Source organism: Stenotrophomonas sp. CFBP8980 (genome assembly GCF_034046095.1).
GTDB classification, from domain to species: Bacteria; Pseudomonadota; Gammaproteobacteria; order Xanthomonadales; family Xanthomonadaceae; genus Stenotrophomonas; species Stenotrophomonas lacuserhaii.
On record NZ_JAXCXF010000002.1, the window covers coordinates 311055 to 325209 of the forward strand.

Annotated in this window: 16 protein-coding genes and 1 tRNA gene; 9 read left to right on the forward strand and 8 right to left on the reverse strand. The window is 67.0% G+C overall.

Annotated features, from left to right (window positions below; all coding sequences use genetic code 11):
* Positions 1–15 precede the first annotated feature (15 nt).
* The 3 genes from SOM47_RS07500 (at position 16) to SOM47_RS07510 (ending at position 1482) form a co-directional block, all read left to right on the forward strand.
* Entirely contained in the window at positions 16–420 is a 405-nt protein-coding gene (locus SOM47_RS07500) for a hypothetical protein (protein ID WP_320505223.1), read from the forward strand.
* On the forward strand, positions 417–1022 hold the full coding sequence (locus SOM47_RS07505) for a hypothetical protein (protein WP_042613364.1): 606 nt from the start codon (positions 417–419) through the stop codon (positions 1020–1022). The genes SOM47_RS07500 and SOM47_RS07505 overlap by 4 nt, the downstream gene beginning before the upstream one ends.
* Positions 1023–1164: 142 nt before the next feature.
* Positions 1165–1482 (forward strand): DMT family transporter, encoded by a 318-nt coding sequence (locus SOM47_RS07510; RefSeq protein ID WP_042613365.1) that lies wholly within the window; start codon positions 1165–1167, stop codon positions 1480–1482.
* 24 nt (positions 1483–1506) lie between these two features.
* Here the strand turns inward: SOM47_RS07510 and SOM47_RS07515 are convergent, their stop codons facing one another.
* The 3 genes from SOM47_RS07515 to SOM47_RS07525 all read right to left on the reverse strand — a co-directional run bounded on the left by SOM47_RS07515 (position 1507) and on the right by SOM47_RS07525 (position 3344).
* Entirely contained in the window at positions 1507–2115 is a 609-nt protein-coding gene (locus SOM47_RS07515) for a TetR/AcrR family transcriptional regulator (RefSeq protein WP_320505224.1), read from the reverse strand.
* 4 nt (positions 2116–2119) lie between these two features.
* Positions 2120–2716 carry an NAD(P)H-dependent oxidoreductase gene (locus tag SOM47_RS07520; protein ID WP_320505225.1) on the reverse strand — a complete coding sequence of 199 codons (597 nt, stop codon included), beginning with the start codon at positions 2714–2716 and terminating at the stop codon, positions 2120–2122.
* Between the two features lie 85 nt (positions 2717–2801).
* The gene (locus SOM47_RS07525) at positions 2802–3344 is read right to left on the reverse strand and encodes a DUF1543 domain-containing protein (protein ID WP_320505226.1); all 543 of its coding nucleotides are present in this window, start codon (positions 3342–3344) and stop codon (positions 2802–2804) included.
* 129 nt (positions 3345–3473) lie between these two features.
* Here SOM47_RS07525 and SOM47_RS07530 point away from each other — a divergent pair, with 129 nt between their 5' ends.
* The gene (locus tag SOM47_RS07530; protein ID WP_320505227.1) at positions 3474–3854 is read left to right on the forward strand and encodes a hypothetical protein; all 381 of its coding nucleotides are present in this window, start codon (positions 3474–3476) and stop codon (positions 3852–3854) included.
* Between the two features lie 328 nt (positions 3855–4182).
* Here the strand turns inward: SOM47_RS07530 and SOM47_RS07535 are convergent.
* Positions 4183–4275: transfer RNA gene (locus tag SOM47_RS07535), tRNA-Ser, on the reverse strand.
* 144 nt (positions 4276–4419) lie between these two features.
* Here SOM47_RS07535 and dnaX point away from each other — a divergent pair.
* From dnaX to SOM47_RS07555, 4 genes are all read left to right on the forward strand, one after another.
* Positions 4420–6396: a DNA polymerase III subunit gamma/tau gene (dnaX, locus tag SOM47_RS07540; RefSeq protein WP_192084100.1), complete on the forward strand. Its 1977-nt coding sequence runs from the start codon at positions 4420–4422 to the stop codon at positions 6394–6396.
* Between the two features lie 6 nt (positions 6397–6402).
* Positions 6403–6723 carry a YbaB/EbfC family nucleoid-associated protein gene (locus tag SOM47_RS07545; RefSeq protein WP_042613371.1) on the forward strand — a complete coding sequence of 107 codons (321 nt, stop codon included), beginning with the start codon at positions 6403–6405 and terminating at the stop codon, positions 6721–6723.
* 43 nt (positions 6724–6766) lie between these two features.
* A complete protein-coding gene (gene recR, locus SOM47_RS07550) occupies positions 6767–7363 on the forward strand; it encodes a recombination mediator RecR (RefSeq protein ID WP_192084099.1) in 597 nt (198 codons plus the stop codon).
* A gap of 68 nt (positions 7364–7431) precedes the next feature.
* A complete protein-coding gene (locus tag SOM47_RS07555) occupies positions 7432–7791 on the forward strand; it encodes a histidine triad nucleotide-binding protein (RefSeq protein WP_192084098.1) in 360 nt (119 codons plus the stop codon).
* A gap of 84 nt (positions 7792–7875) precedes the next feature.
* On the opposite strand, the gene SOM47_RS07560 is transcribed toward SOM47_RS07555, so the two are convergent.
* From SOM47_RS07560 to SOM47_RS07575, 4 genes are read right to left on the reverse strand one after another with little or no spacing between them, the layout of a single operon-like run.
* Entirely contained in the window at positions 7876–8403 is a 528-nt protein-coding gene (locus tag SOM47_RS07560) for a Slp family lipoprotein (RefSeq protein WP_057506959.1), read from the reverse strand.
* A complete protein-coding gene (locus tag SOM47_RS07565; RefSeq protein WP_320505228.1) occupies positions 8400–10346 on the reverse strand; it encodes a transglutaminase TgpA family protein in 1947 nt (648 codons plus the stop codon). The genes SOM47_RS07560 and SOM47_RS07565 overlap by 4 nt, the downstream gene beginning before the upstream one ends.
* On the reverse strand, positions 10339–11259 hold the full coding sequence (locus SOM47_RS07570; RefSeq protein WP_192084207.1) for a DUF58 domain-containing protein: 921 nt from the start codon (positions 11257–11259) through the stop codon (positions 10339–10341). The genes SOM47_RS07565 and SOM47_RS07570 overlap by 8 nt, the downstream gene beginning before the upstream one ends.
* A gap of 32 nt (positions 11260–11291) precedes the next feature.
* Positions 11292–12245: an AAA family ATPase gene (locus SOM47_RS07575; RefSeq protein ID WP_320505229.1), complete on the reverse strand. Its 954-nt coding sequence runs from the start codon at positions 12243–12245 to the stop codon at positions 11292–11294.
* Between the two features lie 40 nt (positions 12246–12285).
* Here SOM47_RS07575 and SOM47_RS07580 point away from each other — a divergent pair, with 40 nt between their 5' ends.
* Positions 12286–14127 (forward strand): ArnT family glycosyltransferase, encoded by a 1842-nt coding sequence (locus SOM47_RS07580; protein WP_320505230.1) that lies wholly within the window; start codon positions 12286–12288, stop codon positions 14125–14127.
* Positions 14128–14155: the final 28 nt, after the last annotated feature.

Below are 14155 nucleotides of genomic sequence, written 5' to 3' on the forward strand. Positions count from 1 at the left end.
TCGTTCCCCCTCACCATGATGATGCGTCGCCTGACTTCCGGCGCTGCATTCCATGCCTATGCTGAACAAGGTGCTCGCGCCTGCGTTAAATACGAGATGTATCGTATGGGATGGTGTATGGTGGGATTCAACGAAGCCAAGCAACAGGTCATCCGAGACCTGCAAGCGGGCAACTTCGTCCACGAAGTCCGCCGCAACATCAGCAGCAAGAACCTGCTGCTGACCGGGGGGATCAGTGCGTCGGATCTAGCGGCAATTCTCAAGCGCGCGCGGGGGCAGGATCACCGCAGCTCGCCCCACCACCGGGACGCCGACATCCAGGTGCACGAGATCCTCGCCGCCGGTTGGTATGTGAAGTTCTACTTCCTTTCCGATACGACGTTCATCAGCGTTCACCGACAAGAGTCCATCAGGCCATGAAGCTCTACCGCGAAGGCGAACACAGGGACGCCCTATGTGACCGGGACGGTCGGGTCACCGCCACCTTTGAATACCGGGACGTGCCCTTTTCAGATGGGCGCGCGATTGCGCGTGACATTCTGGTGGGACGGTGCAACGCCTGCGGTGATGTGATCCTCATCCCGGCGCAGTCAACCCCGGCGGTGGCCAATGCGCGTTCAGCGCAGCAGTGCTCGTTCGAGGTCAACGTGCCTTCGGTGTTCGTCGAGCTGCTGGATGCCGCTGCCGCCCGCATCACGCCGCTGGCGACGCCTGACTTCCGCAAACGCCTGTTCTTTTTCTATGTCAACCGCTACGCGCACGGCCAGGAGACATCAGCCGGGCTTGCGAAGCTGGCCAGACGATCAGCAGAGCTGGAAGCAGGCGGGCCGGCCAAGCGGTTGTCGATGAAGTTGAGTGCCTTTGCCAATGAGCGCATCGAGACCGTTCTGCAGCGCTCCTCGTTGACCAGGACCGAGCTGATCAAATGCGTCGCGTTGAAGGTGGGCGACGATATCGTCGCGCCCGAGCGACCACGTCACATAGGCCAACTGACCGTGCTTGCCGATATCCTGTATGCCTGATCTGAGTGAACCCGTTGTAACCACGAAAGGCCCCGTATGGGGCGGCGATCCAACTGTTGCTAGACTCCAGCCCGGAGGAACGGCCTCCCCCATACCGGGTTGAAATGTCCAGGACGGCCTGGCCCCTGCAGAGGAGGCCGCCATGGCCTGGATCTATCTTCTGTTCGCTGGTCTGCTGGAAATTGTCTGGGCCGTTTCGATGAAACAGTCCGAAGGCTTCAGCAAGCTCACCCCCACGCTCATCACCCTGGTCGGCATGATCGCCAGTTTCTGGCTGCTGGCCGTGGCGATGCGCAGCCTGCCGCTGGGCACCGCGTACACGATCTGGACCGGCATCGGCGCGGTCGGTGCGTTCGTGGTGGGCATCGTGTTCCTGGGCGAGCAGGTCAGTGCGATGCGCATCGGTGCGGCCGTGCTGATCGTGTGTGGACTGGTGCTGATGAAGCTGTCCAGCAGTTGATGTGCGCCAAGCAGAGGCGGGGCGTCACGCGCTCCGCTTCACCACGGCAAGCAGGGTCTGCATCAGTTCGTCGCTGGCCTGTGACCTGCTGATATCGCCGTCGGCTGCGGCCTGCGACAACGTATCGGCCGCGCCCAGCACCGCCCACATGCCCGCGTTGGATACTCCCGCCGTGCCCGCGAAGGGGGCGAATATGCGCTGGCACTTTTCGATGAACGCATGCTGGTAACTGCGCTTGACCGCCTGAAGTTCAGGCGAGCCGCCGAGCGCAGCCACGACGGCTGAAATCTCCTGGCCCTGGGTCAGGACGCACTGCACATAACTGGCCGCGACCACCCGCGCTTTTTCGTGCAGCGTGGCCTTGGCAGCGTCAACGGCGGTATCGAAGATCGCCGTCTGCCGCACGTCATAGTCTTCGTAAAGCGCGGCAAGCAGGCCATTGCGGGTGCCGAAGTGATCGTAGGCCACCGGCTTGGTGACCCCCGCCGCTTCGGCCAGCCTGCCCAGCGTCAGCTGGTCGGTGCCCTCCTCGCTGATCAGTGCCCACGCCACGTCCAGCAACTGGCGCGTGCGTGCTTGGCGCGGCAGGCGACGGCGGGGGGCGGGCGTGGCAGTGGCGGAGGACTTCGGCAACGATTCAATTCCCGGGGTTGGCGATGCGGCGTCCGATCACGTGGGCCGTATCCAGATGCGCGGCCGGGAAGCCGGGATCCGATGCCAACAGGCGCGCCGAACTGGCGACATTGGCACCACAGTAATCGAAAATGCCATGGTCGATCTGCGTGGCCATGGCCTTGGCGTAACCGTGGCGCTCGATCATCCCCGCGTCGGCGCCGCCGTTGGCGACCAGATGCACCTGCAGCCGCTGCAGTTTCTTCTGCAGCTTGCCGTCGGGGCCTTCGTCGTAGGCCCAGCCGTTGCTGAAAACGCGGTCGATCCAACCCTTCAGCAGCCCTGGAAACGACCACCAGTAAATCGGGTAGACCAGCACCAGCGTGTCCGCCCGTTCCAGGCGGGCGTGCTCGCGCGCTACATCGTCAGGAGCCGCAGCGCGCTTCTCGAAATAGGCGAGGTCGTCGCTGTTGAACACCGGATCGAAGCGTTCGGCGGTCAGGTCCGCGAACTCCGTGGTAGCGGCTGGGTCGGCGCTGGTGATGCCGTCGGCCACGCGGTGGGCGATGGCATGGGTGAGGGAGTCTGGATTGGCGTGCGAGACCACAATCAGTGCGTGCATGGGAGTCTTCTGTTATTTACTGTAGGTAACTTACTATAAGTAGATATCCCGCCCGCGCCATGCACACTGATGGAACGCTGTCAGCTCACCGGATGTTGATCCTGCGCGCGATGGGGCGGTAGCCCTGCCATTCCGGATGAGGCTGGGTGCCTGATGGGTTGGGCTGCAGGTGCACGTGCAGGCCGCCGAACTCCCCGAGGGCCAGGCAGTTGTCGACCTCGCGCAGGTCATCCTTGTGCAGCTGCTGGGCCCCTTGCAGCAGGCTGCGCCGCGCCTTCGCCTTGGCGCCGGCGGCATCGGCTGCGACGAACAGGCCGAACGCATGCAGCTCCGCCAGGCTGTCTGCGCGATAGCCGCCCATGTTGACGAAGAACAGCGTGAGTCCGGACGGGTCGGGCTCGGGCGCGAGATGCACGTCGAAGCCATCGGCCCAGTCGATGACGCTGTAGCCATCCAGGTGCAGGCTGCCGGGATCGCCGAACCAGGCCTCGCGCAGGGCAGGGTAGGCGTCCTGCACGCGCCGCACGGCAGCGAATTGCACGTCGTGCAGTTCGATGTTGGCGCGGCCTGCGGTGCCGCCGACGTAGAACTGGTAGAGCCTTGGGCTGGACGGCGGGTCAGGGGGCATGCGGTACACGGAGGGGAAGGGCTGGCCAGCGTAGCAAGGCCGGTGTGGCAGGACACAACGCGTTGTTCGCAGGATGCCAATGCACGCGCAGGTAGTGTCGGGTGATCACCCATTACGCGAGGACTGCCGATGCTGTTTTCACCCGATACCGCCCTGCAGCGCCGCGCGCCAACCCACCACCTGCTGCACATCGCCGGGTCAGCAGCGGCGCTGTGCCTGATGACCGCGTGCACGGCACAGGCGCCGGCGCCTGCAGCCCCCGTTGCAGCGGACCCTGCATCCGTGGCGGCCGATGGCGGGCATCCAGCCGACACAGCGGCCCCGGCGCCGGAGCGCCCAATGGACGAGGTGCCGCGCGAGGAGGCGACCGCGTCGGGCGAGCGTTCGTACCGCTTCGCCAACGGCTGCGTGGTGGTGGTCGAAGCCAAGCGAGCGGTGGTCAAGCAGGAGGGGCGGCAATGCCAGTCGCACCATCGGGACATCGCGCTGTTGTACGCGTCGGGGGATTGAGGGCTGCGCTAGGGGCCAGCCTTCGGCTGTCCGGATCTGCTCCTGCAGATCCGTCGAACCCCCGGGGCTTCTCATCTGCCGCTCTCCCCACCAGGCAAATGAAAAGGGCCGCCCGATGGGCAGCCCTTTTCATTTGTCTGGCGGAGAGCGGGGGATTGCTGGGTGCATCCCTGCACCCAGCCCTTCCGCGCTGCGCGCTGCAGGGCCAGCCTTCGGCTGTCCGGATCTGCTCCTGCAGATCCGTCGAACCCGCGGGGCTTCTCATCTGCCGCTCTCCCCTCCAGGCAAATAAAAAGGGCCGCCCGATGGGCAGCCCTTTTCATTTGTCTGGCGGAGAGAGGGGGATTCGAACCCCCGAAGCGCGGTTTAGACGCTTACACACTTTCCAGGCGTGCTCCTTCAACCGCTCGGACACCTCTCCGGATTCCCCTGCGGAACGACAATGCCGTTGCAGGGGCCGCAGATTCTAGCTGGCTGCGCGGCTGGACACAAGGCCCTGCAGTTGCCGACGTAGGGGGCTGGACAGGCGTGGCACAATGGTCGTCCTGATGAAGACGGTGGCCTGATGTCCTATCTCGTCCTTGCCCGCAAGTGGCGTCCAAAGCGTTTTGCCGAGCTGGTGGGCCAGGAACACGTGGTCCGCGCGCTTACCAATGCGCTGGACAGCGGTCGCGTGCATCACGCTTTCCTGTTTACCGGTACCCGTGGGGTGGGCAAGACCACCATCGCGCGTATTTTCGCCAAATCGCTGAACTGCGAACAGGGCACCAGTGCCGATCCCTGCGGCCAGTGTCCGGCCTGCCTGGACATCGATTCCGGCCGCTACATCGATCTGCTGGAAATCGATGCGGCGTCCAACACCGGCGTGGACGATGTCCGCGAGGTGATCGAGAACGCGCAGTACATGCCCTCGCGTGGCAAGTACAAGGTCTACCTGATCGACGAAGTGCACATGCTGTCCAAGGCGGCGTTCAATGCGCTGCTGAAGACGCTGGAAGAGCCGCCGGAGCACGTCAAATTCCTGCTCGCCACCACTGATCCGCAGAAGCTGCCGGTCACCGTGCTCAGCCGCTGCCTGCAGTTCAACCTGAAGCGCCTGGACGAAGACCAGATCCAGGGGCAGATGACCAGGATCCTGGCGGCCGAAGAGATCGAAGCCGACGACAGCGCCATCGTGCAGCTGTCCAAGGCCGCCGACGGCAGCCTGCGTGACGGCCTGTCGTTGCTCGACCAGGCCATCGCCTATGCCGGCGGTGCGCTGCGCGAGGACGTGGTGCGCACCATGCTGGGCACGGTGGATCGCACCCAGGTGGCGGCCATGCTCGACGCCCTGGCCGAAGGTGATGGCCAGCGCCTGCTGCAGGTCGTGGCGGCGCTGGCGGAGTTCTCGCCGGACTGGAGCGGCGTGCTGGAAGCGCTGGCCGATGCCCTGCACCGCATCCAGGTGCAGCAGCTGGTGCCCGGTGCCATCGCCGCCGATGGCCTGGACCTGGGCGGCTTTGCTGCGCGGGTGCGTCCGGAAGTGGTGCAGCTCTGGTACCAGATGGCCCTCAACGGCCGCCGCGACCTGCCGCTGGCGCCGAGCCCGCGCGCCGGTTTTGAAATGGCCGTGCTGCGCATGCTGGCCTTCCGTCCGGCCGCTGCGGTGCCGCCGGTGCCGCGTGCACCGGAAGGTGGCGAAGGTCTGCAGTCGGGTGGTTCGACGGGGGCGGCGAGCGGCTCGGCGGGTTCGACCGGCATCGCCGCCGCACCCGTTGCCGCCGCACCGGCGCCGGCCGTGGAAGCCAGCGTGCAGGCCGCAGCGCCCAAGCCCGGTCCGCTGCCGGATACCACGCCGGTGGAAGATCCCGAGCCAGCGCCGCCGGCACCGGTGAAAGATCCGCCGCCGGCCTCGAATGAACCGGATCTGCCCCCGTGGGAGATCGAAGCGGCCGATGACAGCGACCAGCGCGACGATGCACTGGCGGCTGAACTGGCTGGCCCGGACGCGGCCATGCTGGCGCCGTGGCAGCCATCTGCCGAACCGGCACCGCGCGCTGCGCCCGCTGTTGCGGTGGCGGCACCGCCCAAGCCGTTCCGCGCCGAAGGCATCGACATCGCGCCTGCCGCCAGGGTGGCCGAAGCAGCAGCCCCGGGCGGTGCTTCGGTGGCATTGGCCTGTGCCGAAGATTGGCTGGAACTGGTGGCTGCCAGTGGCCTGAGTGGGCCTTCGCGGCAGCTTGCCGCCAACGCGGCGTTCATCAGTTTCCAGCACGGGGTCTTGAAACTGGGTTTGTCGCCCGGATTTGAGTACCTGAGTTCCGAACGCGCGCTGGGCGCGCTGGCGGAGATGCTGGGCAAGGCGCTGGGTTCGCCGCCGAAGATCGTGGTCGATGCCACGCAGGCGCCGGCCGAGACCCTGCACCAGCGATCAGACCGTCAGCGGAGTGAACGCCAGCAGGCGGCCGAGGCGTTTTTCATGGCCGATCCGGAAGTGCAGGTGCTGATCCAGAAGCACGGCGCGCGGCTCGTGTCCGATTCCATCCGTCCCTTTGAAGAGTAAAGAACCATGCGCGGCAATATCGCCCAGATGATGCAGCAGGCCCAGAAGATGCAGGAGAACCTGCAGAAGGCCCAGGAAGAAATCGCAAAGCTTGAAGTCACCGGCAGCGCCGGTGGCGGCATGGTCAGCGTCACCCTCACCGGTGCCAAGGAATGCCGTAAGGTGCGCCTGGATCCGTCGCTGCTGGGCGATCAGGAAATGCTGGAAGACCTCGTTGCAGCAGCCTTCAACGATGCATCCAACAAGATCGATGCCGAGTCGAAGACCCGCATGGGTTCGGCCACGGCCGGCATGCAGCTGCCCCCGGGCATGAAGCTGCCGTTCTGATGCAGCGCAGCCGGGCATGGCCCGGCTCTATCCGAGCCGAATGATGTCCGCACCCCTGCTTGACCAGTTGATCGAAGCGCTGCGCGTGTTGCCCGGCGTGGGCCAAAAGACCGCCCAGCGCATGGCGTACCACCTGCTGGAACGCGAGCGCGAGGGCGGCGAGAAGCTGTCCTCGCTGCTGGCGCAGGCGATGGAGCGCATCGGCCATTGCGCGCAGTGCCGCGATTTCAGTGAAAGCGAACTGTGCGCGACCTGCGCCAACAACAGCCGCGAGCGCAGCCAGTTGTGCGTGGTGGAATCCCCCGCCGACCGGCTGGCCATCGAAAACGCGACCGGTTTCCGCGGCGTGTACTTCGTGCTGCAGGGCCGGCTGTCGCCGCTGGATGGCATCGGCCCGCGCGAACTCGGGCTGGAGCTGCTGGGCCAGCGGCTCGATGCCGGCGAGATCACCGAAATGATCATCGCCACCAGTGCCACGGTGGAAGGCGAAGCGACCGCGCATTACCTCGCCCAACTGGCGCGTGCGCGGCAGGTGCGGCCGAGCCGTCTCGCGCAGGGCCTGCCGCTGGGCGGCGAGCTGGAGTTCGTCGATCGTGGCACGTTGTCGCATGCCTTCGGCACGCGCAGCGAAGTGCGGTAATAAAGACAGAAGCATACCCACGCGCGTAGTGCCGACCTTGGTCGGCACCTCCCCAAGAGGCGAAACCCATGACCAGCGAAACGCTCTTCAGCAAGATCATCCGCCGCGAGATCCCGGCCGTCATCGTCTACGAAGACGAGGACGTGCTGGGCTTCAAGGACATCGCGCCGCAGGCGCCGGTGCACGTGCTGTTCATCCCGAAGAACGAGGTCATTCCCACCCTGGATGACGTAACGCCGGGGCAGGCGCACCTGATCGGCAAACTGGCCCTGGCCGCCGCACAGTACGCGCGCGAACAAGGCTTGGCCGAAGACGGCTACCGCATCGTCATGAACTGCCGCGAGCATGCCGGGCAGACCGTGTTCCATATCCACCTGCACCTGCTGGCTGGCGCCCCGCTGGGCCACTTCGGCGCGCCGGGCCGCTAAGCCGCGATACCGGTTCTGCTTCGTCGTGCCGCGCGCCACAAAAAAGCCGCCCGAAGGCGGCTCTAATTACAGCTCAGGCAGCAGTCACCACCAGCCGTAGCGACCGTAACCCCACGGGCCCCACGGACCCGGACCCGGGCCCCAAGGACCGTACGGGTAGGGCACCACATCGACCTGGCGCTGTTCCGGCCACAGATAGATCACATCGGCGGCGAGCTTGGGCAGGCGATAGTCGTACTCGCCGATCTTGACGTTCTCGTAGCCGTCCACGCGGCCGATGAAGGTCACATCGCGGCCTTCTTCGAATACCGCCGGATCATAGAAACCGGCGCGGCAGGCAACGAAGCGGCCGTCACTGGCGTCGGTGGAACTGGTGGTCGGGCGACCACTGGCGTTGAGCGGGCGCGACAGCAGCTGGAAGCAGGTCTGGCCCTGGCCCGGCAGCGTTTCGATGATGCGGCCGCCCCAACGCACCGGCGCGCCCACCTGCTGGGTCGCCACGGTATCGCGCGGGGTCACGGCGGCGAACTGGCCTTGCAGCGGCTTCGGTGCCGTCGCGCAGGCCGCCAGCGCCAGTGAGGCAGCCAGGGGAAGCAGAATCTTGATGTTCATGATGTGGCTCCGGAAGACGGACGATGCCTGCGCAGGTCGGCCAATAATGAAGCGTGGTCGACATGAGTGCCAGAGTAGCGCGCATGGACGAAACGCTGGCTGAGCGCCAGCAAGGCAGGATCGCTCCGATGGGCGTCAACGCGGCGTGCCCATTCCATCGCCGGCTCGGACGGTTCACGCGCCAGGCCCTGTCTCGCGTAACGGCGGCCCAGTCGGTGCCAGGCGCGCAGCAACGGGTCGCGCTCGCGTTCGCCGCGGGCCAGCACCCAGGCCATCGCCCCCAGCGCCATCAGCGCAATCACCACCAGGCTGGAAATCAGCTGTGCCGGCGACAGGTCCGGCATGCCCAGCGGCCGCAGCAACTGCTGCTGGCGGGTGGCGTCGAAGGACAGCACCATCTCGTTCCAGCCCCTGCGCAGCCAGTCCATCGCCTGTCCGGTCTGCAGCCAAGCCCCCTGCATGCCGCCCGCTTCGGTGCCCAGGCGATCTTCCAGTGTGTCGTAGATGCGTTCGGGGGCCACCGCGGCGGTGGGGTCCACGCGCACCCAGCCGCGCCCGGGAAGCCACACTTCGGCCCAGGCGTGGGCGTCCATGCGCCGCACCACCCAGTAGTCGCCGATCGGGTTGCGCACGCCACCGGCAAAGCCGGTGACAACGCGCGCCGGCACCCCGGCATTGCGCATCAGCACGACGAATGCCGAGCTGAAGTGTTCACAAAAACCCACCTTCTGATCGAACAGGAATTCGTCCACCGCGTTGCGGCCGGGCAACTCGGCATCCAGCGAGTAGGCGAACTCGGCGCGGATCCAGTCCAGGCTGCGACGCACCAGCGCGGCGTCGTCGTTGCCGGCTTCGGCGCGCCACTGGCGAGCGAGCGCAGCGGTGCGCGGATTGAATCCTTCCGGCAACTGCAGCGACAGCTGGCGCTGCCACGGCGACAAGGACGCGGCGAACACCTGCGGCGGCGCCGACTGCAGCGTCCAGCGGCTCAGCGAAGCCAGGGGGCGATCGCTGACCAGGCTGTAATCGGCGGTCAGTCGCGCGCCGGCCGGTGCGCTGCCGGGCAGGTCCAGCGCGACCAGCTGGCGGCGGTCGGTGGGTTCGTAGTCGATGGTGTAGTTCCAGCGCTGCGTACCGGCCTGCACCGGAACCGGCGCGCGCTCTTCATTGCGGCGGTCGCGGATCCACGTGCGGCCATCGAAATGGGTCATCACCGGGCCGCGCCAGTAGCGCTGTTCCGCCGCTGGCACCGGTCCATGGAACTGCGCGCGCAGCGCCGGGGTGTCGTCGGCCATCAGGTCCAGCCACTGGCCCGGTTCCATGCTGTCGGACAGGCCCGGCCGACTGACCGCACGGTCCGGCAGGCCCCACAGCGGCTGTGACAGGCGCGGGAACAACCAGAAGGTTGCCATCGCCAAGGGCAGGCCGATCAGCAGCAGACGCAGCACGCCACGCACCTGCACGCGTAGTGCCGGCGTTGGTGACCGGCCTTCGACCTGCCCCAGCCGCTGCAGCGCGAGCAGCGCGCAGACGCCGGCCAGGGTGGCCAGCAGGGTGGTCATCGGGCCCTGATCCAGCAGGAAGGCGGCGAACGGGGCGAACAGGGCGAAGCCGAGCAGGCTGCGCGCATCGCGCAGGGTATGCAGTTCGCTGGACTTGATCGCCAGCATCGCCGCCAGCAGCGCACAGCCGGTATCGCGGCCGGGGCGGATGCCCATCTGCACGTAGATCAGGGCGAGCATCGCCAGCACCAGCAACAGCCGCACGGTTACCGGCAGCAGGCCACGACGTGACACCACGGCGGTCAGCAGGGCGACACCGGCGATGGTGGCAGCGAGCACGCTGGGCAGCTGCAGCAGCAATGGCAGCAGGGCCAGCGCGGTGCTTGCCAAGGCCCAGCCACGTGCATGGCGGTCCAGCAGGGTGGGGGCAGGTTCAGTCATGCGGCAGCAGCGCAAGGGCGCGCAGGCAGAGATGGTGGTGCGAAGCGCCCTGTGCAGGCCCGAGGGCCGGCTGGCCCGGCAGCTTCAATGTATAGCGGCGGCCCTCGCGTTCGGCCAGGTCCACCCAGCGTGCAAGCCGGGCGATGCGTTGTTCGGTGCCCAGTCCGTGCAGCTGGCGCCAGTCCAGCATCACCTCGATGCCGGCCGGCTTTTCATACTCGCGCACCAGCAGCGTGTCGCGCCGTGCGGAGTGCTTCCAGGCGATGCTGCGGCGGGGATCGCCTGCGCGATAGGGGCGCAGTTGATGCAGTTCTTCGCCGGCCGCATCCATCCGGCTGTGCAGCGGGTCGCTGCCTTGTTCGGGCAGCCCGGGGCCTTGGGTTTCGGCGTGCGGATACACCAGCAGCGGCTGGTCCGGCCAGAACCACGACCACGCGCGCACCAGTCCCAGCGGCTGCGTGGTGGACAGGCGGATGCGGTCCAGGTCCAGCCAGCCGCGTTGGGTGGTGGGCAGTTCCAGTTCGGCATCCACCCGGCCGCCGGCCGGGACTGCGGTCCAGCTGTGCGCATCGCCGTGGTCCAGTTGCAGGCCCGGGCGGCCGCGCTGTTCGCGCTGGGAAAGTGCAACGCGTACGCGCAGCGGCTGGCCGGCTGCAACCGGCTCGGCGCTGACCGCATCCAGGCTCAGCCCGGACAAGGTCAGGTGCGCGCTGATCGCACTGGCCACGCCGGCGCCGGCCAACAGCAATGCCAGCAAAAGGGCAGGGTTGTTGTTGTAGTTCAGCGCGCCGAGCAGCATCGCCGCCAGCACCGCCGCCACGAACAGTCCGAAGCGCGTGGGCAGGACGTAGATGCGGCGGCGGTCCAGCCGTTGCGGCAAGGTTTCCGGCTGGCGCGGGCGCGCCAGGTTCATCAGCCACTGCCGGCGCGTAGGCACGGGCGCGTTCAATCCACCGGCACCGTCTGCAGGATCGCCTTTGCCAGCGCCGCGCCAGCCGACGACTCGGCTTCGCCGACCAGGCGATGCCCGGCCACGCCGATGAACAAGGTCTGCACGTCTTCGGGAATGACATGTGCGCGGCCCAGCAGCAGCGCGTGCGCCTTCGCTGCACGCAGCAGCGCCAGCCCGGCACGCGGCGACAGTCCAACGCGCACGCCGGCGTGCTGCCGGCTGCGGGTCAGCAGTGCCTGCACGTAATCGATCAGCGCATCGCTGGCATGCACCTGCAGCACGGCCTCGCGCAGTGCGCGCACCTGCTGGTCGTCCAGCTTCGGGGTGGCGCGCGCGATCAGGTCGCGACGGTCCACGCCACGCAGCAGCTCGCGTTCGGCGTCCACGTTGGGATAGCCCATCGCCAGCCGCAGCAGGAACCGGTCCAGCTGCGAATCCGGCAGCGGGAAGGTGCCGGACAGGTCCACCGGGTTCTGCGTGGCGATCACGAAGAACGGGTCCGGCAGGGCATGGGTCTGGCCATCCAGGGTGACCTGCTGTTCGGCCATCGCTTCCAGCAGCGCGCTCTGCGTGCGGGGCGGCGCGCGGTTGATCTCATCGGCCAGCAGCACGTGGGTGAACACCGGCCCAGGATGGAAGGCGAACTCGCGACTGCCCGGATCCAGGATCGACACGCCAAGCACGTCGGCCGGCAGCAGGTCGGACGTGAACTGCACGCGTTGGAAGCCCAGTCCCAGGCTGGAGGCGAGCGCGTGGGCGAGGGTGGTCTTGCCCAGACCGGGCAGATCTTCGATCAGCAGATGCCCGCCGGACAGCAGGGCGACGAAGGCCAGTCGTACTTCGTGGGCCTTGCCCAGTACCAAGGCGTTGACCTGTTGTTGCGCATCAAGCAGAGCCTGACGCAGTTCATCGGTTAGCATGCGGGGCACGGGGGGCGAAGAATCCATCGTCGTCTCTGGCTCGGTCTTCCTTCGATTCTATAGAGCAATGCAGGGCGAACAACGCGCACGCACGATATTTCTGTGGCTATGGACACTGATCACGGCAGTGAAGCTGGTCGTGGCCGCACGCCTGCCGTTGTTCGTCGACGAGGCCTTCTATTGGCAGGAAGGCCAGCACCTGGCCGCCGCCTACTCCGACCTGCCAGGACTCACTGCGTGGCTGGCCCGGCTGGGCGTGGAGATCGGCGGGCACCATGTGCTGGCGTTGCGCCTGCCCTTCCTGGCCATCGGGGCCTGGTTGCCTTGGGCGGTATCGCGCATCGCCACGCGCTGGTTCGGCAACGTGGCCGGCTGGCAGGCCGGCAGCCTGACTCTGCTGATGCCGCTGTCGGCCACGCTGGGCATGTTGGCCGTGCCGGACGTGCCGATGGCGATGGCCGCGGTGCTATGCCTGGGGGCTGGCGCGCGCTTGCTGCACACGGTGGATGCCGCAGCCGCGATGCGCTTGGCGCTGGGCCTGCTGATCGGCGCGCTCAGCCATTACCGCTTCATTGGCGTGATCGCCGTCGGTTTCATCGCCTTGCTGATGTTGCCGCAAGGCCGCCGGATGCTGCGCGATCCGCGCATCTGGGTGGCGCTGGCCGTTGGCGTGCTGGCATGGCTGCCGTTGCTGGCATGGAATGCGGACAACCATGAGGCAGGGCTGAAGTTCCAGATGGTTGATCGCCATCCCTGGGATTTCCAATGGACCGGGCTGTGGTTCCTGGTGATCCAGCCGATGCTGGTCACCCCGCTGCTGTGCCTGGCGATGTGGAAAGTAGCCGTGGCCGGTACCCGTGCCGGGGGCGGTGCGCGCGCGCAATGGCGTTACTTCGGGCTGGTTGGTGGCGTGTCCACGCTGGCGATCTTCGTGCTCGGCTTCTTCACCGACGTGGAACGCATCAGTTTCCATTGGCCGTTACCGGGCTACCTGGCGCTGCTGGTGGCCGTGCCGGTGGTGCTCAATGGCTGGCCGCGCTGGCTGCGCCGTACGGCATGGTGGACCGCCGGGGTGGGACTGGCGTTGGCCTTCAGCTACTACCTGATGGCGTCTTCGCCGCAGCTGCGCGAGCAGTTGGCCGGTTACAAATATTACCCGCGCAATTTCGCCGGCTGGCAGCCGCTGGCCGATGCCGTGCGCGAGGAATTGCAGCAGATGCCGCCGGGCACCAAGGTGCTGGCCGGCAACTTCAAGGTCGGCGCGGAGCTGGGCTTCCAGCTGGGCGATGCCGATATCGCGGTGCTGCCGCATCCGCTCAACGACAAGCATGGGCGCAGCGTGCAGCTGGGCTTGTGGGGGCAGCTGCACGATGGCAAGCGCGATGGCCCCCTGCTGCTGGTGCTGTCGCCCAGCGACCAGCGTTACCGCGAATTGCTGGACCGCTATCACGCGATCTGTGGCCAGGTCGGTCCGCTGCCGCCGCCGCGCGTGGTGAGCAGCGACCATGGCTTCCAGCGTTTCCTGTTGATCCGCCTGCCGGCCCAGCGTGAGGAGGGTCCGTGCATTACGCCGGCGATGGCCTGGTTCGATGCACCGTCCTCCGGTGATGTCGTGGCGGCGGACCTGCACGTGCGCGGCTGGGCGTTCAAGGACGGCGTGGGGCTGTCACGCGTGGAAGTGCTGCTGGACGGGCGCGCGGTGACCGATGCGCTGTACGGGCGGGCCTTCGACATCCGTCCGGCGTGGCCGCAGTCCAATGATCCGCAGCATCCCAACGTGGGCTTCGATGCTCACCTGGATACGCGCTCGCTGGCGCCGGGACGGCACTGGCTGGGCCTGCGCCTGCATGGCCACGACGGCAGCGTGGAGCTGTGGCAGGAACAACCGTTCGTGGTGCCCACGCGCTGACGACCGTTGGGTCTGGTGGGTGACGACC